24 protein-coding genes are annotated in these 21594 nt (G+C 68.1%); 14 read left to right on the forward strand and 10 right to left on the reverse strand.

Annotated features, from left to right (window positions below; all coding sequences use genetic code 11):
* Positions 1–171: 171 nt before the first annotated feature.
* The 7 genes from AC3WTD_RS03140 to AC3WTD_RS03170 all read left to right on the forward strand — a co-directional run bounded on the left by AC3WTD_RS03140 (position 172) and on the right by AC3WTD_RS03170 (position 6630).
* Complete coding sequence (locus AC3WTD_RS03140; RefSeq protein ID WP_027492086.1) at positions 172–678, forward strand: chemotaxis protein CheW; 507 nt, start codon at positions 172–174, stop codon at positions 676–678.
* Positions 679–696: 18 nt separating this feature from the next.
* The gene (locus tag AC3WTD_RS03145) at positions 697–2421 is read left to right on the forward strand and encodes a methyl-accepting chemotaxis protein (protein ID WP_492612887.1); all 1725 of its coding nucleotides are present in this window, start codon (positions 697–699) and stop codon (positions 2419–2421) included.
* A gap of 2 nt (positions 2422–2423) precedes the next feature.
* Positions 2424–3308 (forward strand): CheR family methyltransferase, encoded by an 885-nt coding sequence (locus AC3WTD_RS03150; protein ID WP_492612888.1) that lies wholly within the window; start codon positions 2424–2426, stop codon positions 3306–3308.
* Positions 3305–3955, forward strand: coding sequence for a chemoreceptor glutamine deamidase CheD (cheD, locus tag AC3WTD_RS03155; RefSeq protein WP_492612889.1), 651 nt, complete (start codon positions 3305–3307; stop codon positions 3953–3955). The genes AC3WTD_RS03150 and cheD overlap by 4 nt, the downstream gene beginning before the upstream one ends.
* A gap of 77 nt (positions 3956–4032) precedes the next feature.
* Entirely contained in the window at positions 4033–5124 is a 1092-nt protein-coding gene (locus tag AC3WTD_RS03160; RefSeq protein ID WP_027492082.1) for a protein-glutamate methylesterase/protein-glutamine glutaminase, read from the forward strand.
* 17 nt (positions 5125–5141) lie between these two features.
* Positions 5142–6320, forward strand: coding sequence for a methyl-accepting chemotaxis protein (locus AC3WTD_RS03165; RefSeq protein WP_027492081.1), 1179 nt, complete (start codon positions 5142–5144; stop codon positions 6318–6320).
* Positions 6321–6330: 10 nt separating this feature from the next.
* Positions 6331–6630, forward strand: a complete 300-nt coding sequence (locus AC3WTD_RS03170; RefSeq protein ID WP_007507420.1) for an STAS domain-containing protein — start codon at positions 6331–6333, stop codon at positions 6628–6630.
* Positions 6631–6715: 85 nt separating this feature from the next.
* On the opposite strand, the gene AC3WTD_RS03175 is transcribed toward AC3WTD_RS03170, so the two are convergent.
* On the reverse strand, positions 6716–7066 hold the full coding sequence (locus tag AC3WTD_RS03175; protein ID WP_027492080.1) for a hypothetical protein: 351 nt from the start codon (positions 7064–7066) through the stop codon (positions 6716–6718).
* A 210-nt stretch (positions 7067–7276) separates the two neighbouring features.
* On the opposite strand from AC3WTD_RS03175, the gene AC3WTD_RS03180 reads away from it, so the two are divergent.
* Positions 7277–7639 (forward strand): hypothetical protein, encoded by a 363-nt coding sequence (locus AC3WTD_RS03180; protein ID WP_027492079.1) that lies wholly within the window; start codon positions 7277–7279, stop codon positions 7637–7639.
* 28 nt (positions 7640–7667) lie between these two features.
* On the opposite strand, the gene AC3WTD_RS03185 is transcribed toward AC3WTD_RS03180, so the two are convergent.
* The 7 genes from AC3WTD_RS03185 to miaB form a co-directional block, all read right to left on the reverse strand.
* The gene (locus AC3WTD_RS03185; RefSeq protein ID WP_027492078.1) at positions 7668–8231 is read right to left on the reverse strand and encodes an NUDIX hydrolase; all 564 of its coding nucleotides are present in this window, start codon (positions 8229–8231) and stop codon (positions 7668–7670) included.
* Between the two features lie 73 nt (positions 8232–8304).
* On the reverse strand, positions 8305–9318 hold the full coding sequence (locus AC3WTD_RS03190; protein WP_492612890.1) for a magnesium and cobalt transport protein CorA: 1014 nt from the start codon (positions 9316–9318) through the stop codon (positions 8305–8307).
* A 40-nt stretch (positions 9319–9358) separates the two neighbouring features.
* Complete coding sequence (locus AC3WTD_RS03195) at positions 9359–10564, reverse strand: lipoprotein N-acyltransferase Lnb domain-containing protein (protein ID WP_492612891.1); 1206 nt, start codon at positions 10562–10564, stop codon at positions 9359–9361.
* A 6-nt stretch (positions 10565–10570) separates the two neighbouring features.
* Positions 10571–11410 (reverse strand): CorC family transporter, encoded by an 840-nt coding sequence (locus AC3WTD_RS03200; RefSeq protein WP_027492075.1) that lies wholly within the window; start codon positions 11408–11410, stop codon positions 10571–10573.
* A 202-nt stretch (positions 11411–11612) separates the two neighbouring features.
* The gene (gene ybeY, locus AC3WTD_RS03205; RefSeq protein WP_051257526.1) at positions 11613–12110 is read right to left on the reverse strand and encodes an rRNA maturation RNase YbeY; all 498 of its coding nucleotides are present in this window, start codon (positions 12108–12110) and stop codon (positions 11613–11615) included.
* A 27-nt stretch (positions 12111–12137) separates the two neighbouring features.
* A complete protein-coding gene (locus AC3WTD_RS03210) occupies positions 12138–13160 on the reverse strand; it encodes a PhoH family protein (RefSeq protein ID WP_492612892.1) in 1023 nt (340 codons plus the stop codon).
* Between the two features lie 127 nt (positions 13161–13287).
* Positions 13288–14631, reverse strand: a complete 1344-nt coding sequence (miaB, locus tag AC3WTD_RS03215; RefSeq protein ID WP_492612893.1) for a tRNA (N6-isopentenyl adenosine(37)-C2)-methylthiotransferase MiaB — start codon at positions 14629–14631, stop codon at positions 13288–13290.
* A 320-nt stretch (positions 14632–14951) separates the two neighbouring features.
* Between miaB and AC3WTD_RS03220 the strand changes: the two genes are divergently transcribed.
* Positions 14952–15968: a lytic transglycosylase domain-containing protein gene (locus AC3WTD_RS03220; RefSeq protein WP_492612894.1), complete on the forward strand. Its 1017-nt coding sequence runs from the start codon at positions 14952–14954 to the stop codon at positions 15966–15968.
* A 3-nt stretch (positions 15969–15971) separates the two neighbouring features.
* Here the strand turns inward: AC3WTD_RS03220 and AC3WTD_RS03225 are convergent, their stop codons facing one another.
* The gene (locus AC3WTD_RS03225; RefSeq protein ID WP_492612895.1) at positions 15972–17144 is read right to left on the reverse strand and encodes a S1C family serine protease; all 1173 of its coding nucleotides are present in this window, start codon (positions 17142–17144) and stop codon (positions 15972–15974) included.
* A 162-nt stretch (positions 17145–17306) separates the two neighbouring features.
* On the opposite strand from AC3WTD_RS03225, the gene petA reads away from it, so the two are divergent.
* The 5 genes from petA (at position 17307) to AC3WTD_RS03250 (ending at position 21121) form a co-directional block, all read left to right on the forward strand.
* Positions 17307–17912 carry a ubiquinol-cytochrome c reductase iron-sulfur subunit gene (petA, locus tag AC3WTD_RS03230; protein ID WP_008439063.1) on the forward strand — a complete coding sequence of 202 codons (606 nt, stop codon included), beginning with the start codon at positions 17307–17309 and terminating at the stop codon, positions 17910–17912.
* A complete protein-coding gene (locus AC3WTD_RS03235) occupies positions 17912–19213 on the forward strand; it encodes a cytochrome b (protein WP_492612896.1) in 1302 nt (433 codons plus the stop codon). The genes petA and AC3WTD_RS03235 overlap by 1 nt, the downstream gene beginning before the upstream one ends.
* A gap of 13 nt (positions 19214–19226) precedes the next feature.
* Positions 19227–19967 (forward strand): cytochrome c1, encoded by a 741-nt coding sequence (locus AC3WTD_RS03240; protein ID WP_492612905.1) that lies wholly within the window; start codon positions 19227–19229, stop codon positions 19965–19967.
* A gap of 73 nt (positions 19968–20040) precedes the next feature.
* A complete protein-coding gene (locus AC3WTD_RS03245; protein WP_235642356.1) occupies positions 20041–20679 on the forward strand; it encodes a glutathione S-transferase N-terminal domain-containing protein in 639 nt (212 codons plus the stop codon).
* Positions 20666–21121 (forward strand): ClpXP protease specificity-enhancing factor, encoded by a 456-nt coding sequence (locus AC3WTD_RS03250; RefSeq protein WP_027492067.1) that lies wholly within the window; start codon positions 20666–20668, stop codon positions 21119–21121. The genes AC3WTD_RS03245 and AC3WTD_RS03250 overlap by 14 nt, the downstream gene beginning before the upstream one ends.
* A 46-nt stretch (positions 21122–21167) precedes the next feature.
* On the opposite strand, the gene AC3WTD_RS03255 is transcribed toward AC3WTD_RS03250, so the two are convergent.
* Positions 21168–21563: a DUF3301 domain-containing protein gene (locus AC3WTD_RS03255; protein WP_027492066.1), complete on the reverse strand. Its 396-nt coding sequence runs from the start codon at positions 21561–21563 to the stop codon at positions 21168–21170.
* Positions 21564–21594 lie beyond the last annotated feature (31 nt).

The raw sequence follows: 21594 nt of genomic DNA on the forward strand, positions 1-21594 counted from the left end.
GCCGCCGCTGCTGCCGCTGCTGCCGCTGCTGCCGCTGCTGCCGCTGCTGCCGCGAGGCCGGCAGCAGCGGTTTTGCCCGGCGACTGCGCTGTACTCAAGTCCTCCCTGGCAAGGCCGATACAGGCATCGAGGCCGGGTGCCTGCAGACACCCCTCACAAGGTAGACGATCCATGCATGAAAACAACGCGGACACGGCGCCCACCGTGCAGCAGCTCACCTTCAGCCTGGCTGGCGAGGAGTACGGCGTCGACATCCTGACGGTACGCGAGATCCGCGGCTGGACGCGGGTCACCCGCATTCCGCAGACGCCCGCCTATGTGCTCGGCGTGTTGAACCTGCGCGGCGCGATCGTGCCGGTGATGGACCTGCGCCTGCGCTTCGGGCTCGAGCGTGAGAGCTACGGCGACAGCACGGTGATGATCGTCGTGGCGGTGGCCGAGCGCCTGTTCGGCATCGTGGTGGATGCGGTGTCCGACGTGGTGGACATCGACATGGCGGCGATCCGGCCGGTGCCCGACATGGGCGCGATCGTCGACACCCGCTACCTGAAGGGCCTGGCCACCCATGCCGAACGCATGGTGATGCTGCTGGACGTGGAGAAGCTGATGCGTCCGGAAGACGTTGAAACCCTGGACGCCGCGCTGACGGACGTCCGGGATGTCGAAGTTGCCGCCTGATCCGATCCGGGAATCACGATGAACATCAAGAAATTCATGGCACGTTTTACCAGGCTGCCGACGCTGTCCGTCAAGGCGCGCCTGATCGGCACGTTCGCGCTGCTCGGGCTGATGCTCGCGGCGGGCGCGGCGGTCGGCCTCGGCATGATGCAATGGCAGAACGAGGGCCTGCGCCACAGCTACGAGGAGGGTATGGTGCCGGCGCAGCTGATGGCCACCTTGCGCGCCAGGTCGCTGATGAACTTCGTCGTGCTCGGCGAGGCGGCGGGGGCGATCAAGAAGCCTGACCAGGTGAGGCAGAAGGTTGCGGAGTCCGAGAAGCTCCAGCAGGAGGTCGCCGGGATCGACAAGCAGCTGTCGGCGCTGCCGATGAGCCCGCAGATCGCGGCGAAGTACAAGGCCTACCGCGCCACCGACGCGGAGTACGAGAGCGGCCTGAAGGACATCTACGATGCCCTGCGCCAGGCCGATGAAGGCACCAGCGACCTGCTGGAAATGCAGGTGCGCCCGCAGCTGATGCTGCGCGTGGACACGCTCGACAAGCTCACGCAGGCGCAGAGCGACGAGGTGAAGCAGACGTACCAGACCCAGGTCGGCCGCTACAAGGTGGTGCGGCTGCTGGTGCTCGCCGCGCTTATTGGCGGCCTGCTGCTCGCACTGCTGGTGTCGACCTTGCTGGTGCGCTCGATCAGCGGCACGCTGGCGCATGTGGTGAAGGTGGCGCATGCCATTTCCGAAGGCCAGCTGGGCCATGCGATCAGGGTCGGGCGGCACGATGAGCTGGGCCGGCTGCTGGAGGCCTTCCGCGTCATGGACGAGCGCCTCGGCGCGATCGTGGGCGAGGTGCGCCACGGCTCCGATGCGGTCAGCAGCGCCGCGCAGCAGATCGCGCGTGGCAACGACGACCTCAGCCAGCGCACGCAGGAGCAGGCCTCCAGCCTGGAGGAAACCGCCTCGTCGATGGAGGAGATGACCTCCACCGTGAAGCAGAACGCGGAGAACGCCAGCCACGCCAACCAGCTCGCCCGCGGCGCGCGCGAGCAGGCCGAGCGCGGCGGCGAGGTGGCCGGCAAGGCGATTGCCGCGATGGGCGAGATCGACGCCTCCAGCCGCAAGATCGGCGACATCGTGGGGCTGATCCAGGAGATCGCGTTCCAGACCAACCTGCTGGCGCTGAACGCGGCGGTGGAAGCGGCGCGTGCCGGCGAGCAGGGCCGCGGCTTCGCGGTGGTGGCCAGCGAGGTGCGCAGCCTGGCGCAGCGCAGCGCCGGCGCGGCGAAGGAGATCAAGGGCCTGATCGCCGAGAGCGAGGAGAAGGTGAAGAGCGGCTCGGAGCTGGTCAACCAGTCCGGCAAGGCGCTGGCCGAGATCGTCGAGAGCGTGAAGAAGGTCACCGACATCGTGGCCGAGATCGCCGCGGCCAGCCAGGAGCAGTCGGCCGGTATCGACCAGGTCAACAACGCGGTGATGCAGATGGACGAGATGACCCAGCAGAACGCCGCGCTGGTCGAGGAGGCCTCGGCGGCGGCCCGCGCCATGCAGGAACAGGCCGGCGAACTATCCCAGCAGGTCGGCTTCTTCCACCTGGCCGGCGATGGCGCCGCGAAGGAGGCCGCGCCGCAGGATCGCGCGAAGGACGTGACCCGGGCCACCGAGGCGGTGTTCGCCGCCGTGCGCAAGACGCCGCCGCGGATGGCGTCCGCCGCCGAGACGGCGGACGCTGGCGCCTGGAAGGAATTCTGAGCATGGGCGCCGTCGCCGGCGCGATCGGAGGCGATCCGGTGCCGGCGGACGGCGGCGCGGTGCTGCTCGGCGATGCCGAGTTCCGCTTCCTGCGCGAGTTCGTCCACGAGTATTGCGGCATCTCGCTGGGCGAGCACAAGCGCCAGCTGGTGCAGGGGCGCCTGGCGCGGCGGCTGCGCGCGCTGGGCCTGCACCACTTCGGCGCCTATTGCGAGCTGTTGCGGCGCGACCCGGACAGCGAGCTGGACAACCTTGCCAGCGTGATCAGCACCAACGTGACCTCGTTCTTCCGCGAGCAGCATCATTACGACCTGCTGGTCGACGAATTGCTGCCGCAATGGCTGCAGCAGAAGCGCCGCAGCGGCGACCGCCTGCGGATCTGGTCCGCCGGCTGTTCTACCGGCGAGGAGCCGTACGCGCTGGCGATGGTGCTGGCCGAGGCGCTGGAGCGCCATGGCGGGGCGGGCCTGGATGCGAAGATCCTCGCCACCGACCTGTCGCCGCAGGCGCTGGAAACCGCGCGCAACGGCGTCTACCCGCTGGAACGGCTGGCCGGCGTCAGCGACGAACGCCGGCGCCGCTGGATGCTGCGCGGCGCCGGCGAATATGAAGGCTTCGCCTGTGTGCATCCGCGCCTGCGCGAACTGGTGAGCGTGCAGCCGCTGAACCTGTTGCACGAGTGGCCCATGCGCGGTCCGTTCGACGCGATCTTCTGCCGCAACGTGGTGATCTACTTCGACCAGCCGACCAAGCAGCAGCTGTTTCGCCGCTACGCCGCGCTGCTGCCGGCGGGCGGCTACCTGTTCCTCGGCCATTCCGAGTCGCTGCACGGCATCAACGACGATTTCGAGCTGATCGGCCGCACCGTCTACCGGAAGCGCGGATGACGCCGGTAGTGACGGTCGAGCGCCGTAGCGCCACGCTGCCCGAGGCCATGCCCGGCTTCGAGCACCTGCGCCGGTTCTGGGACCCGACCCAGGGCCGCATGGTGGTGCGGGTGCTGCCGGGCGAGTTCTACGTGAGCGGCAGCGACGAGCTGGTCAGCACCGTGCTCGGTTCGTGCGTGTCGGCCTGCATCCACGACGCGGAACGCGGCGTCGGCGGCATGAACCACTTCATGCTGCCCGAGCCCACCGGCGAGCGCGACAGCTGGTCGTCGGCCAACGGGCGCGCGGCGCGCTATGGCAGCGACGCGATGGAGCAGCTGATCAACGCCATCCTGAAGGCGGGCGGCCAGCGCGCGAACCTGCGCGTGAAGGTGTTCGGCGGTGGCCGCGTGCTGGCCCAGCTGAGCGACGTGGGCCAGCGCAACATCGACTTCGTGCACCGCTACATCGAGGCCGAAAGGCTGCAGCTGGCGGCGGAGGACCTGGGCGACGTCTACCCGCGCCAGGTGCAGTTCTTCCCGCACAGCGGCCGGGTCCGCGTGCGCCAGTTGCGCCGCAGCGACGACGTGGCGCTGGTGGCCGACGAGCGCGGCTACCTCAAGCGTTTGGCAAACGATCCGATAAAGGGTGAGGTCGAGCTGTTCTAGCGCCGTGGTTCCGGCGTGGCGATCGACCGGGCGACCGTCGCGGGCGACGGGGCCGTGGCTGCATGGCAAGGTGAGCAATGGATAGAGTGCGTGTTCTGGTAGTCGACGATTCCGCATTGGTGCGCAAGCTGATGTCGGCCATGCTCGCCTGCGATCCGGGCATCGAGGTGGTCGGCACGGCGGCGGACCCACTGATCGCCCGCGAGAAGATCAAGCAACTCAACCCCGACGTGCTGACCCTGGACGTCGAGATGCCGCGCATGGACGGGCTGACTTTCCTGGAAAACCTGATGCGGCTGCGACCGATGCCGGTGGTGATGGTGTCGTCGCTGACCACGGAAGGGGCCGACGTGACGCTGCGTGCGCTGGAGCTGGGCGCGGTGGACTTCTTCGCCAAGCCGAGCAGTGACCTCGCGTCCAGCTTCGGCGACGGCGCGCAGGAGATCTGCGCCAAGGTCAAGCTGGCGGCGCTGGCCAGGCCGCGCGCGCGCACCACGGTGCGCAAGCTGGACGTGGCGCCGCGGTTGTCGGCCGATGCGGTGCTGCCGCGCGTGCAGACCACGGGCACGCGCGGCGGCAGCCCGATCATCGCGATCGGCGCCTCCACCGGCGGCACCGAAGCGGTGCGTGTGGTGCTGGAGGCGATGCCGCCTGACGCGCCGCCGATCCTGGTGACCCAGCACATACCCGCCGCCTTCAGCGGCCCGTTCGCCGCGCGCATGGACCGCTGCTCGGCGATGCGCGTGTGCGAGGCGCAGGACGGCCAGCCGGTCCAGTCCGGCCATGCCTACATCGCGCCCGGCAGCCACCACCTGCTGGTGATGTGGGACGGCGCCAAGTACGTGTGCCGGCTGCACGACGGCCCGCCGGTGAACCGGCACCGCCCCAGCGTCGATGTGCTGTTCCGCTCGCTGGCGGCCAGCGCCGGCGCCGCCACCATCGCCACGCTGCTCACCGGCATGGGCGACGACGGCGCACGCGGTTTGCTGGAGTTGCGCCAGGCCGGCGCCGCCACCCTGGTGCAGGACGAGCCAAGTTCGGTGGTGTGGGGCATGCCCGGCGCCGCCTGGAAGTTGGATGCCGCCGCCGAGATGCAGCCGATCGACCACATGGCGGCACGCCTGCTGGCGCTGGCCCGCCGACCCCATACCGGCGCCAGCGGCGCCTGACCCGCGGATACTGGACCATGTCATTCACTCCTGCCTCGTTGTTCCGACACCAGCTTGTGGGCTGGATCGCCAGCGCCGTCGCCTTGTTGCTGGCGCTGGCCTGGCACCCCGCCTGGCTGGCGCCGCTGCTGGTGGTTGCGCTGACCTTGGCTTGGGCCGTGCCGACACGACCCGCCGCGCCGCCGGTTGCGCAGACTGTTGCCGGCGCGCGCGCCGAGCCGGTACGCGAGGCGCTGGAGGATGTGCGCAGCGCGCTGGTCGACGAGCTCGGCCATGCCACCCGCGAGCTGCATCAGGGCCTGGACCTGCTGCGCGACGCGGTGTCCGAGCTGGGCGGCGGCTTCGACGGCCTGTCCAGCAAGACCGCGCTGCAGCAGTCGCTGCTCAAGCAGATCATCGAGGTGCAGGACGGCGACGTGTCGGTGCAGGATTTCGCCGCGCGCACCGGCGACCTGCTGGAGCACTTCGTCGGCATGATCGTGCAGATGTCGCGCGAGAGCCTGCGCATCGTCTACCGCATCGACGGCATGGCGAAGGAGATGGACGCGGTATTCGGCCTGCTGCGCAACGTCAATACCATCGCCGAGGAGACCAACCTGCTGGCGCTGAACGCCGCGATCGAGGCCGCGCGCGCCGGCGAATCCGGTCGCGGCTTCGCGGTGGTGGCCGGCGAGATCCGCAACCTGGCGAGCAACTCCAACCAGCTCAACGAGCAGATCGGCGGCCACGTCGAGCGCGCGCGCTCGGCGATGGAGCAACTGCGCGGGCTGATCGGCGCAATGGCCTCGCAGGACCTCAACGTGGCCTTGTCGGCCAAGGGCGGCATCGACGCGATGACCGCCCATGTCACCGAGAGCGACGCGCGCACCAGCGCGGTGGCCGACCAGGCGGTGGAAATCAATCGCGGCCTCGGCAGCGACGTCTCCACCACCATCCGTTCGCTGCAGTTCGAGGACATCCTGAGCCAGCTGATCAGCCAGACCCGCACCCGGCTGACCGAGCTGCAGGAAGTCACCACCGAATGCACCCGCGACATCGAGGAGCTGGCCTGCGCTTCGCTGGAGGCCGACGCGCTGGAGGAACGCGCCCAGCGCGTGCGCAGCCGGCTGGCGATCCAGCGCGAGAAGGCGCGCCTGCGCTCGCGCGGCCCGGCGCTACAGAACACCATGGACGCCGGCGAAATCGAACTCTTCTGAGGATTGCCACATGATCGTCCACCACGACAGCGAACTCGATTGCCTGACCCTGCAGCTGGGCGAGCGTTTCGACTTCAGCATCCACCGCGATTTCCACGACGCCTGCCTGGGCAGCGGCAAGCCCGCGCGCAGCTACGTGATCGACCTGGGCGAGGTCACCGGCATGGACAGTTCGGCGCTCGGCATGCTGCTGCTGCTGCGCGAACACGCCGGCGCCGACCGCGCCGACATCCGCATCGTCAACGCCTCCGGCGAGCTGCGTGGCACCTTGCGCGTGGCCGGTTTCGACAAGCTGTTCGTGCTGCACTGAAGGCCCGCTGGCGCGGAGCGCTGCGCAGCGGCGGATACCAAAAAGGCTCCGCAAGGAGCCTTTTTGCGTCACGCTGCCGGCAGTATCACCAGGTGCGCACGTCGACCACGCTGACGGTGTAGCTGTCCATGTCCGCCTGGTAGCGGAACAGCCGGCCCAGGTCGAAGTGCACGGTTTCGCCCGGGGCGATGTTGGCGGTGCCGGCCGGCCAGCCCTGCTTGCTCTGCAGCACCTTGCCGCCGGCGTCCTTGACCTCGATGCGGATCTGCGCGGCCGAGGCCGCGGCACAGTTGTTGACCAGATCGCCGCGCAGGCTGAGGCGCGATGCCGCGACGCCGGGCTTGAAATCCTTGATGGCGAAATCGCCAGGTGCGCAGGCGGCCTGGGCAGCCAGCGGGGCGAACAGCAACACGGCGGAAACAACGAGGGCCTTCATGGGGGGAACTCCATCGGACAGTGGGGGAACCGCAACGCGGGAAACAGAACCACCCTCTATCGACACCACCACGCAGAACTTGAGCGCCATGCCGCGATCCCGCCGCCGCGCCGCGGTGCCGGGCGGCGCCGTCGGCTAAAGAATCCCCGCCGCGTGCCGATCTTTTTCCATGCCCGCATCGAAGGCATGCATCGGGATGGCCCCAAACTCATGAAGACGCTCCTCCTCTCCGCGGTACTCCTGTTCGCCCCGCTGGCCGCCCAGGCCAACTGCACTCCGAAGGACTTCGCCGTCAAGGACTTCAAGCCCGGGGTCAACAACACCGGAACGTCGACACGGATGAGCCTGCGCGGCGACCTGGTCAACAACTGCGCCGCGGCCTCGGCCGCGCAGATCCGCATCGACATCAAGGACGATGCCGGTTCCGTCATCCAGAGCAAGCAGGCGTGGCCGGCCGGCACCTCCAACATCGCCCCGGGCGAAACCGTGCACTTCGACCTGGGCCGGCTGTTCCGCTACCAGTCCGGCATGAGCAGTTTCACCATCAGCGTGGTCGACGTGCGCACCTGGTGAGCGGTCCTGCCCGTCGCGGCCGGTGCACTCAGCCGTTGGCGTGCTCGATGAACCACAGCCCGGCGAACAGCTTGGGGTCGATCGAATAGCCTTCGGCGGCGCGCGCGAACAGCCAGGCGCCCGCTTCGCGGCGCGGCACCTCGTGCACGGTGATGTTCTCGGTGTCGTCGCCGCCGCCGGGGCCGACCTTTTCCAGTTCCCACGCACGCACGAAGGTGATCATCTCGGTGCTCATGCCCGAGGACGACGGGCCGCGATGGACGAACTCCACCCGCTGGCAGCGCCAGCCGGTTTCTTCCTCCAGCTCGCGCCGCGCGGCCAGCTGGGCGCTCTCGTCGGCCTGACCAGCCAGATCGCCGACCAGGCCGGCCGGCATCTCGATGGTGTTCTGCAGGATCGACACGCGGTACTGCTCGACGAACAGCACCTTGTCCGACGGCGTCACCGCCAGGATGATCACCGCCCCGCCGGGGTTGTTGCGCTCGGCGTATTCCCAGCGGCCGCGCTTGCGCAGGCTGAGCCAGCGGCCTTCGTAGAGGGTTTCCACCGGCGCGGCGGCGTCGGCGGGAATGTGGCTGCGGGAGTCGTTCATCAATGATCGCGTCCGGGGGAAGGCCGGCGGACATCTTGGACGTTCCGCATGACAGCGACAACCGCCGGTCGCGTTACAGCCATTTCGCGCGCTTGAGCCCGAGGTAGATGCCGCCGACGACGCCGCCCACCACCACGATGATGCCGGGATAGGCCCAGGGCTGGGCGAGCTCGGGCATGTGGGTGAAGTTCATGCCGTACCAGCTGGTCAGCAGGGTCGGCGCGGCGAGCATGGCGGCCCAGCCGGCGAGCTTCTTCATCACCTCGTTCTGGCGCAGGCTGACCAGTGAGAGGTTGACGTTGATCGCCGCGGTGAGCATCTCGCGCATCGCGCCGATCGCCTCGTTGACGCGGAAGGCATGGTCGTAGACGTCGCGGAAGTACGCCTGCAGCACTTCGGGGATCAGGTTTGGGTGCAGCCGGATCAGCTGGTTGACGATGTCCTGCAGCGGCGCCACCGCCAGGCGCAGCGTCATCAGGTCGCGTTGCATGTCGTACAGCCGGCGCACCGTGCTGCTCTTGTACGTTTCGCCGAAGATGTCGTGTTCGAGCTGCTGCACCTCCTCGCGGAAGTCGCGCACGATCGGCAGCAGGTTGTCGACGATGAAGTCGAGCACGGCGTACAACCCGTAGCTGGGGCCGTTCGCCAGCAGTTCCGGCGTTTGCTCGCAGCCGCGCCGCGCCGGTGCGTAGGATTGCGAGGCGCCGTGGCGCACGGTGACCAGGTAGCGCGGGCCGAAGAAGATGTGCGTTTCGCCGAACGCCAGTTCGCCGTTGACCAGCTGCGCGGTCTGCACCACCAGGAACAGCGAGTCGCCGTAGGTTTCCAGCTTGGTGCGCTGGTGCGCGGCGTGCGCGTCCTCGATCGCCAGGTCGTGCAGGCCGAACTCATCCTGGATCTTGCCCAGCAAGGTCTCGTCCGGCTCGTACAGGCCGACCCAGACGAAGGTGTCGGGCTCGGCCAACACCTCGCTGATGGTGTCGATGGTGACCTCGCCGATCCGCGTGCCGTTGTTGCGGTAGGCGACGCAGTTGACCACCATCGGCAGGTTGGTCGGGGTCGCGGCGGGCGGCGTGGTCGGGTTCATGCACGCATGATGCCCCGCGCGGTGGGGCGCGGCAATTGCATCAGCGGCGGCGCAGGCTCCACGCCAGCGCCAGCCAGCACGGCAGGGCGAACAGCAGCCACGGCTGGTTCTGCTGCGCGATGCCGGGCAGCAGGTGCAGCAGCACGGCGACCATGCAGGCGAGCAGTTGCAGCGCGATCACGCCGTCGATGAAACGCGAGGCGGCAAGGCCGCGTTGCGCGCGCCACAGTGTCGGCAGCAGCACGAACGCGAGCGGGTTGAACAGCAGCAGGTTCGCGTTGGCCCACGCCGAGTGGTGGGTGGTCAGCGTCCACAGCACCAGCAGCAGCAGGCCGGTCATGCCGGCCGCGAGCAGGTACAGCGTGCCGAGCAGGGCGTAACCGGTCGGCCAGCCGCGGCGGGCGAGCACGATCAACCCGGCCAGCAGCAGGCCGGCCAGCGCCAGCGGCGGGCGCAGGTCGGGCGCGGCCGCCGGCGGCGCCTGCAGGCGGTTGGGCGAGACCAGCTGCTCGTCGCGCAGCAGCGGATGCAGGGCGCCATGGCCGTCGTCGACGCGCACCTCGCGCAACTGCGCCTGCAGCACCTCGGGCAGGAAGCTTTCCTGCCAGGCATTCAACGGCTGGTCGGCATACGGTCCCAGACCCAGATCGAGCAGCAGCGCCAGCCAGGGCTGTGCGCTCATCAGGCGCACGGTCTGCTGGCGGTAGGTCATGCCGCCGGCATGCGCCTTCAATGACGTTGCCAGCACGCCGCCCAGCGCCTTGTCCAGCGCGTCGCGCACGCGGGTAGTGCAGTTGTCGACGTAGTAGTCGTAGGCGTAGCCGGCATTTTCCGGGCGCAGGTTCCACAGCAGGTAGTCGCGCAGCGCGGCGGCCTGCGCGGGGCCGAGCGCCAGCGTCTGACGGGTGACCGAGCGGCCGGCCTCGACGTAGTAGCTCTCATCCTGCGCGCTGGGCCCCGCGTCCATCAGGTAATGCATGCGGCCGCGGGCGAAATTCACGAAGAAGTTCTTCTCGCTGAAGTCGAACACGCCGTAGTTGAAGTTGACCGCCTCGCCGGAGACCGTGTCGCGCAGCTCGATCGCGTCGTGGCCGAAGCGTTCCCAGTAGGTTTCGCCAGGGCCGTAGGTGACCAGCGACACCTCGAGGTTCGCGCCGGGGGCGTTGGCGATGCCGGCGTGGGCGGGCGAAAGCGCGGCCAGCAGCAACAGCGCGAGCAGCAGGAGGTGGCGGCCGACCAGTTTCATGCGGTGCTACTGCTTGACCACGCGGAAGGCCTGCACGCGGCGGTCGTCGGCTTCGGTGACGTGGAACAGGTAGCCGCCGACGGCGACTTCCTCGCCGATCTCGGGCAGGTGGCCGAACTCGGCAGTGACCATGCCGCCGACGGTGTCGTATTCCTCGTCGGGGAAATCGGCGCCGGTCTGTTCGTTGAAGTCCTCGATCGGGGTCAGCGCGCTGACCAGCCAGTCGCCGCCGGGCTGTTCATGCATCAGTTCGGGTTCTTCCTCGTCGTCGTGCTCGTCGTCGATCTCGCCGACGATCTGCTCCAGCACGTCCTCGATGGTGACCAGGCCGGCGACGCCGCCGTATTCGTTGACCACCAGCGCCATGTGGTTGCGGCTGAGCCGGAATTCCTCCAGCAGCACGTTCAGGCGCATCGACTCGGGGATCAGCACGGCCGGGCGCAGGATGGCGCGGATGTCGAAGTGCTCGGCGGCGCCGAAGTACTTCAGCAGGTCCTTGGCCAGCAGGATGCCGAGGATCTCGTCCTTGTCCTCGCCGTGCACCGGGAAGCGCGAGTGGCCGGATTCGACCACGGCGGCGAGGACATCGGGCAGCGGCGACTCGGCGGCCAGCATCACGATCTGCATGCGCGGCACCATCACATCGTCCACGCTCAGTTCGGTGACCTTGATCGCACCCTCGACCATGGTGAGGGTGTTCACGGACAGCAGTCCGTTGGTCTGGGCGGAGCGCAGTTCCTCGATCAGTTCGTCGCGGTTGCGCGGTTCGCCGGAAAACATGTGGCCCAGTCGATCCCACCAGGTTCGGTGGGCCGGGCCGCTGGTACTGCCAGGGTCGTCGCTCATTACTCGTTGGGGGTCTGCCCGAAACCGGGCGGAAGGCCGATTCTAGCGGAAAAAACGTGACGGTTCAGGGCACAAGCGCGCTGTTGCTGCTTTCCCTGCGGGCAGGGGGAGGCTGGAAGGAGGTGGCGGCGGGTGGCGGGGAAGATCAAAAGCGCACCCCACCCCGACCCTCCCCTGCGTTGCAGGGGAGGGAGCAAAGCGTTCAGGCGTAGGGGTCGGCGATGCCGAGGCCGGCCAGGACGCGGGTTTCCAGCGCTTCCATCGCTTCGGCTTCGGCCTCCTCGGTGTGGTCGTAGCCGAGCAGGTGCAGCACGCCGTGGACGGTGAGGTGGGCCCAATGGTCGCGCGGCGATTTGCCCTGCTCGGCGGCCTCGCGCAGCACCACCGGGGCGCAGATCGCCAGGTCGCCGATCAGCGGCAGCGCCACGCCGGGCGGCAGCTCGGCGGGGAACGACAGCACGTTGGTGGCGTAGTCCTTGCCGCGGTAATCGCGGTTGAGCGCGCGGCCTTCGTGGGCATCGACGATACGGATCGCCAGCTCGGCGCCTTTGCGCCGCTTCGCCCCGCGCAGCGCCGCCTCGACCCAGCGGCGGAAGCTGGCCGGCGCGGGCAGGCCGGCGCGCGGCACGGCGTAGCCGAGGTGGACGAGAACGGGATTCGGGATTCGGGATTCGGGATTCGGAAGAGCGGTGTGCGGCATGTCGGGTATCCGTGGCTGCGATGAAGATCAGGTTGCCGGTTTCGGCTTTTCCCGAATCTCCAATCCCGAATCCCGGATCCCGGCTTCTTCCTCGAACGCCTCGTAGGCGCGCACGATCTTCGCCACCAGCGGGTGGCGCACCACGTCGCGCGAGGTGAAGAAGGTGAAGCTGATGCCGGTGACCCCGCGCAGCACCTCGACCGCCTGGCGTAGGCCCGAACGGGTACTGCGCGGCAGGTCGACCTGGGTGACGTCGCCGGTGATCACCGCCACCGTGCCGAAGCCGATGCGGGTGAGGAACATCTTCATCTGCTCGACGGTGGTGTTCTGTGCCTCGTCGAGGATCACGTACGAATCGTTCAGGGTACGCCCGCGCATGTAGGCCAGCGGGGCGATCTCGATCACGTTGCGCTCGATCAGCTTGGCCACCTTCTCGAAGCCGAGCATCTCGTACAGCGCGTCGTACAGCGGGCGCAGATAGGGGTCGACCTTCTGGCTGAGGTCGCCGGGCAGGAAGCCGAGCTTCTCGCCGGCCTCGACCGCCGGGCGCACCAGGATCAGTCGCTGTACCCGGTTCGCCTCCAGCGCCTCGACTGCGCTGGCTACCGCCAGGTAGGTCTTGCCCGTGCCGGCCGGGCCCACGCCGAAGTTGATGTCGTGGCTGGCGATCGCGTGCAGGTAGCGCGCCTGGTTCGGGCCGCGGCCCTTGATCACCCCGCGCTTGACCTTGATCACCACCTCCTGGGCGCCTTCGACGGCCGCCTCGGTGATCGCATCGATGCCTGATTCGGCCAGCTGCAGGTTGATCTGCGCACCGGTCAGCATCTCGCTCCCGGTGCTGGCGTACAGCGCGCGCAGCACCTTCTCGGCGGCGCGCACGGGCGCCTCCTCGCCGATCACCTGGAAGATGCTGCCGCGGTGGTTGATCTCCACGCCCAGGCGCAGCTCCACCTGGCGCAGGTGCTCGTCGAACGCCCCGCACAGGTTGGCGAGCCGGGCGTTGTCTTCGGGGTCGAGGGTGAAATCGCGCTGGTTGAGGCCGTTGGTCATGGATACGTGTCGAATGCGTGTTCCTGTGGGCGTCATTCCCGCGACAGAGGGAATCCATTTCGTCGAAGCATCAAGCTCAAGCCGGACTCCCGCTTTCGGGGGCGGCGTCGGCATGCGAGGGACGGAGTCAAGCGGTCGCGGCGTCGGCTGTTTTCACCCGCCCGCGCAGCGAATTGCTCATCGCGTCGGTGATCACCACGTCGACGAACTGGCTGATCAGGCGCGGGTGGCCGGCGAAGTTCACGTAGCGCATGTTCTCGGTGCGGCCGCTGAGTTCGTGCGGGTTGCGCGTGCTGGGCTTTTCCACCAGCACGCGCTGCACGCTGCCGACCATCGCCTCGTTGATCTTCTTCGCGTTGGCGTTGATCGCGGCCTGCAGGCGTTCGAGGCGTTGGTGCTTCACCGCCATCGGCGTGTCGTCGGCGAGCTTGGCCGCCGGCGTACCGGGGCGGGCGGAGAAGATGAAGGAGAAGCTCTGGTCGAAGCCGACGTCGTCGATCAGCTTCATGGTCTTGCCGAAATCCTCGTCGGTCTCGCCGGGGAAGCCCACGATGAAGTCGGACGACACGCAGATGTCCGGCCGCACCGCGCGCAGCTTGCGGATCTTCTGCTTGAATTCCAGCGTGGTGTAGCCGCGCTTCATCGCCGAGAGGATGCGGTCGGAGCCGGCCTGCACCGGCAGGTGCAGGAAATTCGCCAGCTGCGGCACGTTGGCGTAGGCCTCGATCAGCGAGTCGGAGAACTCCAGCGGATGCGAGGTGGTGAAGCGGATGCGGCCGATGCCCTCGATCTGCGCGATGGCGTGGATCAGCACGGCGAGGTCGGCGATGCCGCCGTCGAAGGTCGGGCCGCGGTAGGCATTGACGTTCTGGCCCAGCAGGTTCACTTCGCGCACGCCCTGCGCGGCGAGCTTGGCCACTTCCACCAGCACGTCGTCGAACGGCCGGCTGATCTCCTCGCCGCGGGTGTAGGGCACCACGCAGTAGCTGCAGTATTTCGAGCAGCCTTCCATGATCGAGACGAATGCGGTGGGGCCTTCGGCACGCGGCTCGGGCAGGCAGTCGAACTTCTCGATCTCAGGGAAGCTGATGTCCACCTGTGGCTTGCCGCTGGCGCGCTGAGCCTCGATCAGCTGGGGCAGCCGGTGCAGCGTCTGCGGACCGAACACCAGATCCACGTAGGGCGCGCGCTTGACGATCGCCTCGCCTTCCTGCGAGGCCACGCAGCCACCGACGCCGATCAGCACCGGCTTGCCGTCCTTCTTGTGCTGCTTCCAGCGGCCGAGCTGGCTGAAGACTTTTTCCTGCGCCTTCTCGCGGATCGAGCAGGTGTTGATCAGGATCACGTCCGCCTCGGACTCGTCCTGGGTCAGTTCCAGCCCGTGCGAAGCCTTGAGCACGTCGGCCATCTTGGCCGAGTCGTACTCGTTCATCTGGCAGCCGTGGGTCTTGATGAAAAGTTTGCCGCTCATGGGCGTGGGGTACCGTGGTTCGTGAGGCCGGACGCGCCATCCGGTGAACCGCGCAGTCTACCCTCCTGGTGGCGCCGCCGCCAGCAATTCGGCATGGCGGATCAATCACTTGCGGAGCAGGCGCGCGGTGTGGCCGGTGCCTGCAGGCGCCCGGAACGCTGCATGGCGCACGGAATCGCCGGTTCGCACTTGGCGCTGGCGTCCGCCGGCGGCACACTGCGCCCATGTTCGGCGTCGCAAGCCAAGGGGGAAGCGCCGATCGGCCTGCCGGGGGCTTCCCAACACGTTCGATCCTTTGCGGGATCGCGTTCGGCTGTGCCTTGCTGTGGTGGCCGGCGGTGCGGGCCGGTGTCCTCTACCAGTGCACTGGTGTCAGCGGCGAAGCAGTGTTCAGCAGCAGCAAGGCCGGCTACCGCGGTTGCAAGGCGATCAGCAGTTACGCCGCGCCCGCGCCACGCCGTCGGGCGCCGCTGGACAAGGTACCTGGCTCGGCCGCGCCCACGGCGCGCCGCCTGGCGGCGGACAGTGCCGAGGCGACCTCGCTGACCGGCGTGCGCGGCACGGTCGAGACCAGCGCGCGCCGCATCGGCGAAGCCCCGGCGGAGCAGGTGTCGCTGGCCGCGGTGCAAGGCTCGGCGGTGAGCAGCGCGAAGCTTCCGGCCGCCGCCGGCAAACCCGGCCGGTGGGACTATCGCGAAGCGCCGGCGGCCGCGCCGGCGGCGGACAACCCGGCCGACCGGGTCCTGCGCGGTGCGGTGTACCGCATCGTGCGCGCGGACGGCAGCGTGGAGTACACCAACTTGGCGCCGGCCGGCGGCAAGGGGCGCGCGGTGACCATGCTGTTCACCTACATCGCTACCTGTGCCGCCTGCAATCTGCATTCGACCATCCGCTGGGGCAGCGTGTCGCTCAACCTCACCGCGTATGCCGACACCATCCGTGCCGCCAGCATCGAGTACGGCGTCGACGAGGCGTTCCTGCGCGCGGTCATCCACGCCGAGAGCGCGTTCAACCCGCGCGCGCTGTCGCTCAAGGGCGCGCAGGGGCTGATGCAGCTGATGCCCGGCACGGCCAGCGACATGGGCGTGCTGGACGCGTTCAACTCCGATCAGAACATCCGCGGCGGTGCGCGCTACCTGAGCCTGCTGTTGCGCGACTTCGACGGCAACGAGCGGCTCGCCGCCGCCGCCTACAACGCCGGTCCCGGTGCGGTGCAGCGCTACAAGGGTGTGCCGCCGTACGCCGAGACCCAGGTCTACGTGGAGCGGGTAGGCACCTTGCGCCGGCGCTATGGCACGGCGATCCACCCGCCGCTGGCGTCGCGCGGGCCGGGCTGAAGATCAGCTGTCCGGCATGCTGCCGGCGCTCAAGGCGGGGCGCTGAACCGGCGTGACTTCGAGATGGAACGGGCTGCCGTTGCGCAGGCCGGAGATCGTCACCGTGCTGCCTGGCTTGAGCGCCGCCTCGCGCCGGCGCAGGTCGGTCGGGTCGAGGATGTCGTCGCTACCGATGCGCAGCAGGATGTCGCGCGGGCGGATGCCGGCCAGCGCGGCCGGGCTGCCGGGATAGGCCATGGTGACCAGGGCGCCGCGCGCCGCCCCGGGCAGACCGCCGTTGGCGGCCACCGGCACGAACGCGTAGTCGGCGCCGAGCCAGCCGCGCACCACGTGGCCGGTGGCGATGATCTGGTCCAGCACCTTCTTGGCGGTAGTGACCGGGATGGCGAAGCCGATGCCTTCGGCACCGGCGGCCTTGCCGATCAGCAGGGTGTTGATGCCGACCAGTTCGCCCTCGGCGTTGACCAGCGCGCCGCCGGAGTTGCCCAGGTTGATGGCCGCGTCGGTCTGGATGAAATCCTCGGCGCTGGAACTGTTCAGTTGGCGGCCGATCGCGCTGACGATGCCCATGGTGACGGTCTGGTTGAGGCCGAGCGGGTTGCCGATCGCCAGCACCACGTCGCCGGGTCGCAGCGGCTGTCCGGCGATGTGGATCACCGGCAGGTTGCTGGCGTCGATCTTCAGCACCGCCAGGTCCGATTCCTCGTCGGCGCCGACCAGGCTGGCCTTGGCGATGCGGCCGTCGTACAGCAGCACCTGGATGTCGGCGGCGCGTGCGATCACGTGGTTGTTGGTCAATACGTAGCCCTGGCCCTGCGCGCTGACGATCACGCCGGAGCCGAGCGTCTGTTCGCGATGCTGGAAGGTGGTGGGCTGGCCCCCGAACAGTTGCTGCAGCACCGGGTTGTCGTACATCCGCACGGCCTGCTCGGTGACGATCCGGTTGGCGTAGATGTTGACCACCGAGGGCGCCGCGGCCGCCACCGCGTCGGCGTAGGAGACCGGGCCGCGGCCCGGGGAGGCCGGCGTGGCGGACGGTGTCGCCGACCTCAGGCCGAAACGTTCGCGCAGGCGCCCGCCGCTGCCGGGCCAGAACAGGCCGACCACGAAAGCCATGGCCAGTCCGAGGATGGCGAAGCGCGCGATGAAGAGGAGCGTGCCGGCGGCATGTTTCATGTCGAAAGGAGAGGTCCCGGCAATCGTGTCGAGTGTTGCGGCGGCTGGACTTCGCCGCGATGCGGTTTATTGTACGGGGCGGGGCCTGACGCTACACTAACGCGATTTTTTGCGGGGTCCCAAACCCCACCTGGCATGGCATTGCAAGTACCGGAGAGCCTGATGGCGAACGAAGTCGTCGATCATGGCCGCCGTCGTTTTCTGACAGCAACCACCTCGGTGGTTGGTGGCATCGGAATCGTCGCGGCGGCTGTGCCCTTCATCAAGTCGTGGGAACCCAGCGCGCGCGCCAAGGCCGCTGGTGCTCCGGTCACCCAGTCGCTGGCCAAGATCGAGGCGGGGCAGATGCTCACCGTGTCGTGGCGCAGCCTGCCGGTGTTCGTGCTCAACCGCACCAAGGCGCAGCTCGCCACGCTGCCGATGGTCGACTCTCGCCTGGTGGACCCCAAGTCCGACGGCGGCTCCGCCGACCAGCAGCCGAAGTACGCGCAGAACGAAGCGCGCTCGATCAAGCCGGAATGGCTGGTGGTCATCGGCATCTGCACGCACCTGGGCTGCGTGCCCGACTTCGTGCCGGAGATCAAGCCCGAGCCGTTCGACCCGGACTGGAAGGGCGGTTTCTACTGCCCCTGCCACAAGTCGCGCTATGACCTGGCCGGCCGCGTCTACGCCGGCGTGCCGGCGCCGAAGAACCTGCCGGTGCCGCCGTACCACTTCATCGACGACAGCACCATCCAGATTGGCGTGGATCCGAAGGAGGCTGGCTAATGGCCAACGTATTCACGAGCATCGGCGACTGGGTCACCGAGCGTGCACCCGGCATGATGCCGATGTACCGCAAGCACATGACCGAGTACTACGCGCCGAAGAACTTCAACCTCTGGTACTACTTCGGTTCGCTGGCGCTGCTGGTGCTGGTCAACCAGATCGTCACCGGCATCTTCCTCACCATGAACTACAACCCGAGCGCGGCGGGAGCCTTCGCCTCGGTCGAGTACATCATGCGTGACGTGGAGTGGGGCTGGCTGATCCGCTACATGCACTCCACCGGCGCTTCGCTGTTCTTCGTGGTGGTGTTCCTGCACATGTTCCGCGGCATCATGTACGGCTCGTACAAGAAGCCGCGCGAGCTGGTGTGGCTGCTCGGCATGCTGATCTTCCTGGTGCTGATGGCCGAGGCGTTCATGGGCTACGTGCTGCCGTGGGGCAACATGTCGTTCTGGGGCGCCAAGGTGATCATCTCGCTGTTCGGCACCATTCCCTACGTCGGCGGCGACCTGGTCGAGTGGATCATGGGCGACTTCCTGCCGGCCGACGCCACGCTCAACCGCTTCTTCGCGCTGCACGTGGTCGCGCTGCCGATCGTGCTGCTGCTGCTGGTGGTGCTGCACCTGGCCGCGCTGCACGAGGTGGGTTCGAACAACCCGGACGGCGTGGAGATCAAGAAGGGTCCCAAGGGCAACCGCTGGGATGCGTTGAAGCCGACCGACGGCATCCCGTTCCACCCGTACTACACGGTGAAGGACCTGGTCGGCGTGGGCGCGTTCCTGCTGATCGCCGCGTTCATCATCTTCTTCGCGCCGACCTTCGGCGGCTGGTTCCTCGAGCACGACAACTTCATCCCGGCGAACAACCTGGCGACGCCGTCGCACATCAAACCGGTGTGGTACTTCACCCCGTTCTACGCGATCGTGCGCATGATTCCGTCCTTCCTCGGCTCGGCCGTGTGGGGCGTGATCGCGATGTTCGGTGCGATCGCGGTGCTGTTCCTGCTGCCCTGGGTCGACCGCGGCAAGGTCAAGTCGGTCCGCTACCGCGGCACCGGCTTCAAGGTGGCGCTGGGGCTGTTCGTGGTGTCGTACATCATGCTGGGCGCGGTCGGCGCGGGCGTTACCGCCGAAGTGATCCCGGCGTGGTTCGGCGATGTCGATGTGACGTTCTGGGAGAACCTGTTCGGCCGCGTGATGACGCTGATCTACTTCGGGTTCTTCGCATTCCTTTGGGTCTACACATACTACGGCTGGGAAAAGACCAAGCCGGTTCCGGAACGGGTGACGACGCATGACTAAGCGGCAGCTGCTAATGAAGCGGTACATCTTCCCGGTGGCGTTGGCGTTCGGTCTGGTCGTCGGCGGTGCGCCGGCGCAGGCGGCGGAAGGCGGCGGCCTGCCCCATGCCGGCACCAACGTGCAGGACCAGGCCTCGCTGCAGCGCGGCGCCAAGCTGTTCTTCAATTACTGCGTTGGCTGCCACTCGCTGAAGTACATGCGTTACGAGCGGATCGCCAGCGACCTGGGGCTGACCGAACAGGACGTGATGCAGAACCTCAACTTCACCGGCGCCAAGTTCGGTGAGACCGTGGTCTCGCACATGCCGGAGGCCGACGCCACCAAGTGGTTCGGCAAGGCTCCGCCGGATCTCTCGCTGGAAGTGCGCGCCAAGGGCGCCGACTGGGTCTACGCCTACCTCAACTCGTTCTACCTGGACCCGAACCGCCCGGTGGGCTGGAACAACACGGTGTTCCCGAACGCGTCGATGCCGTTCCCGTTGTGGGAGCTGCAGGGCCTGCAGACCGCGGTGATGACCGAGGCCAAGCCGGGCGAGGACGCCAGGGTCGAGAAACTGGTGCTGTCGCAGCCAGGCAAGCTGACCCCGGCGCAGTTCCAGCAGGCCAGCCGTGACCTGACCACCTTCCTGGAATATGCTTCCGAACCGGCTGCCCTGCAGCGCCATCATTACGGCGTCTGGGTGCTGCTGTTCCTGGCGTTCTTCACCTTCCTGGCCGCCATGCTGAAGAAGGAATACTGGAAGGACGTCCACTGAGCAGCCTGGTTGGCATTATCCGACTGCGGCGGCCACGAGCCGCCGCAGTCGTCTCACCGATGGGGAATTGCGCATGGTCCCAAGCGCCCGCTCACGCAGCGTATTGACGCTTTACACCACCGCCGACGACGTGCAGTGTCACCGCGCCCGGCTGGTGCTGGCCGCCAAGGGGGTCAGCTACGAGCGGGTACTGGTGGATCCGGCGCGGCCGCCGGAAGACCTGGTCGACCTGAATCCGTATGCCAGCACGCCGACCCTGGTCGATCGCGACCTGACCCTGTTCGACACCTCGGTGGTCTGCGAATACCTCGACGAGCGCTACCCGCACCCGCCGCTGATGCCGATCGACCCGCAGTCGCGCGCGCGCCTGCGGGTGGCCGCGGTGCGCATCGAAAAGGACTGGCTGACCGAGGTGGACATCATCCGCGCCGGCGGCCGACCCGCGGACGCGGCGCGCAAGCGCTTGCGCGGGCACCTGCTGGCTTCGGTGCCGCTGTTCAAGGCCGCGAAATTCTTCCTCAATCCGGAGATGAGCCTGGCCGACTGCCTGGTGGCTCCGGTGATCTGGCGGCTGCCGTGGCTGGGCGTGGAACTGGGGCGTGAGGGCAAGCCGGTGGTCGATTACGGCGAGCGTTTGTTCCACAGTCAGGGTTTTGCGCGCAGCATGACCGATCAGGAAAAGGCGATGCGGCAAATCCATGAGCAAGAATGAAGCGGCGCCGATGAGCTCCAACCGCCCGTACCTGCTGCGGGCGATCTACGACTGGATCAGCGACAACAACCTGACTCCGTACGTGCTGGTCGACGCCGGCGTCGCCGGTGTGCGGGTGCCGCCGCAGGTGGTCAAGAACGGCCAGGTGGTGCTCAACCTGGCCATGCGCGCGGTGGCGAACCTCGACCTCGGCAACGAGTGGATCAGCTTCGAGGCGCGCTTTTCCGGGGTCAGCCAGGCGATCCAGATTCCGGTGCCGGCGGTGCTGGCGCTGTATGCGCAGGAGAACGGCCAGGGCATGATGTTTCCGGCCGAGGAAGAGGGCGGCGACACGCCGCCACCCGCTCCTGAACCTGACGATCCCACGCCGGCGCCGGGTGCTGCCGATGCCGGTGGCGACAAGCCGAAACGCAGCACGCCGCACCTGCGCGTGGTCAAGTAGCAACGGGCTGCCGCGCTCAACGTGCGCGGCGGGGCTTCACTCGTACTCAGTTCAGCCGGTTGCGCGGACGCAGCGGCACCACCTTGCCGGACACGGCCGCAGTGCTCCGTGCCGCGGCTTCTTCCTGCGGCAGCAGTTCGATGGTGGGCAGGCTCAGGCTGCTGAGCGCGTCGCCGATCATCCACAGCCGGCCCGGCTCGCGGTCGTGGCCGTCGATGCTCACCTCGAAGCCGTAGCAGCGCTCGACCCTGCGCAAGCCGTTGATCCGGCGCAGCCGCACGGCGCGCAGGCCGACCGTTTCGTCGAGCAGTTGCAGGCCGTGTTGCTGGCATTGCTGGCGCGCTTCGCGCACGGCGCGTTCGCGCGCGGTGCTGAGTTTCAGCCACAGCCCCACCACGGCGACAAGCGCCAGCAGCAGCAACAGATTGGAAAGATCGCTCATCCCTGCAGTGTGTGGGCGCGGGCGGATGGGC

Source organism: Rhodanobacter sp. FW106-PBR-R2A-1-15, assembly GCF_058789735.1.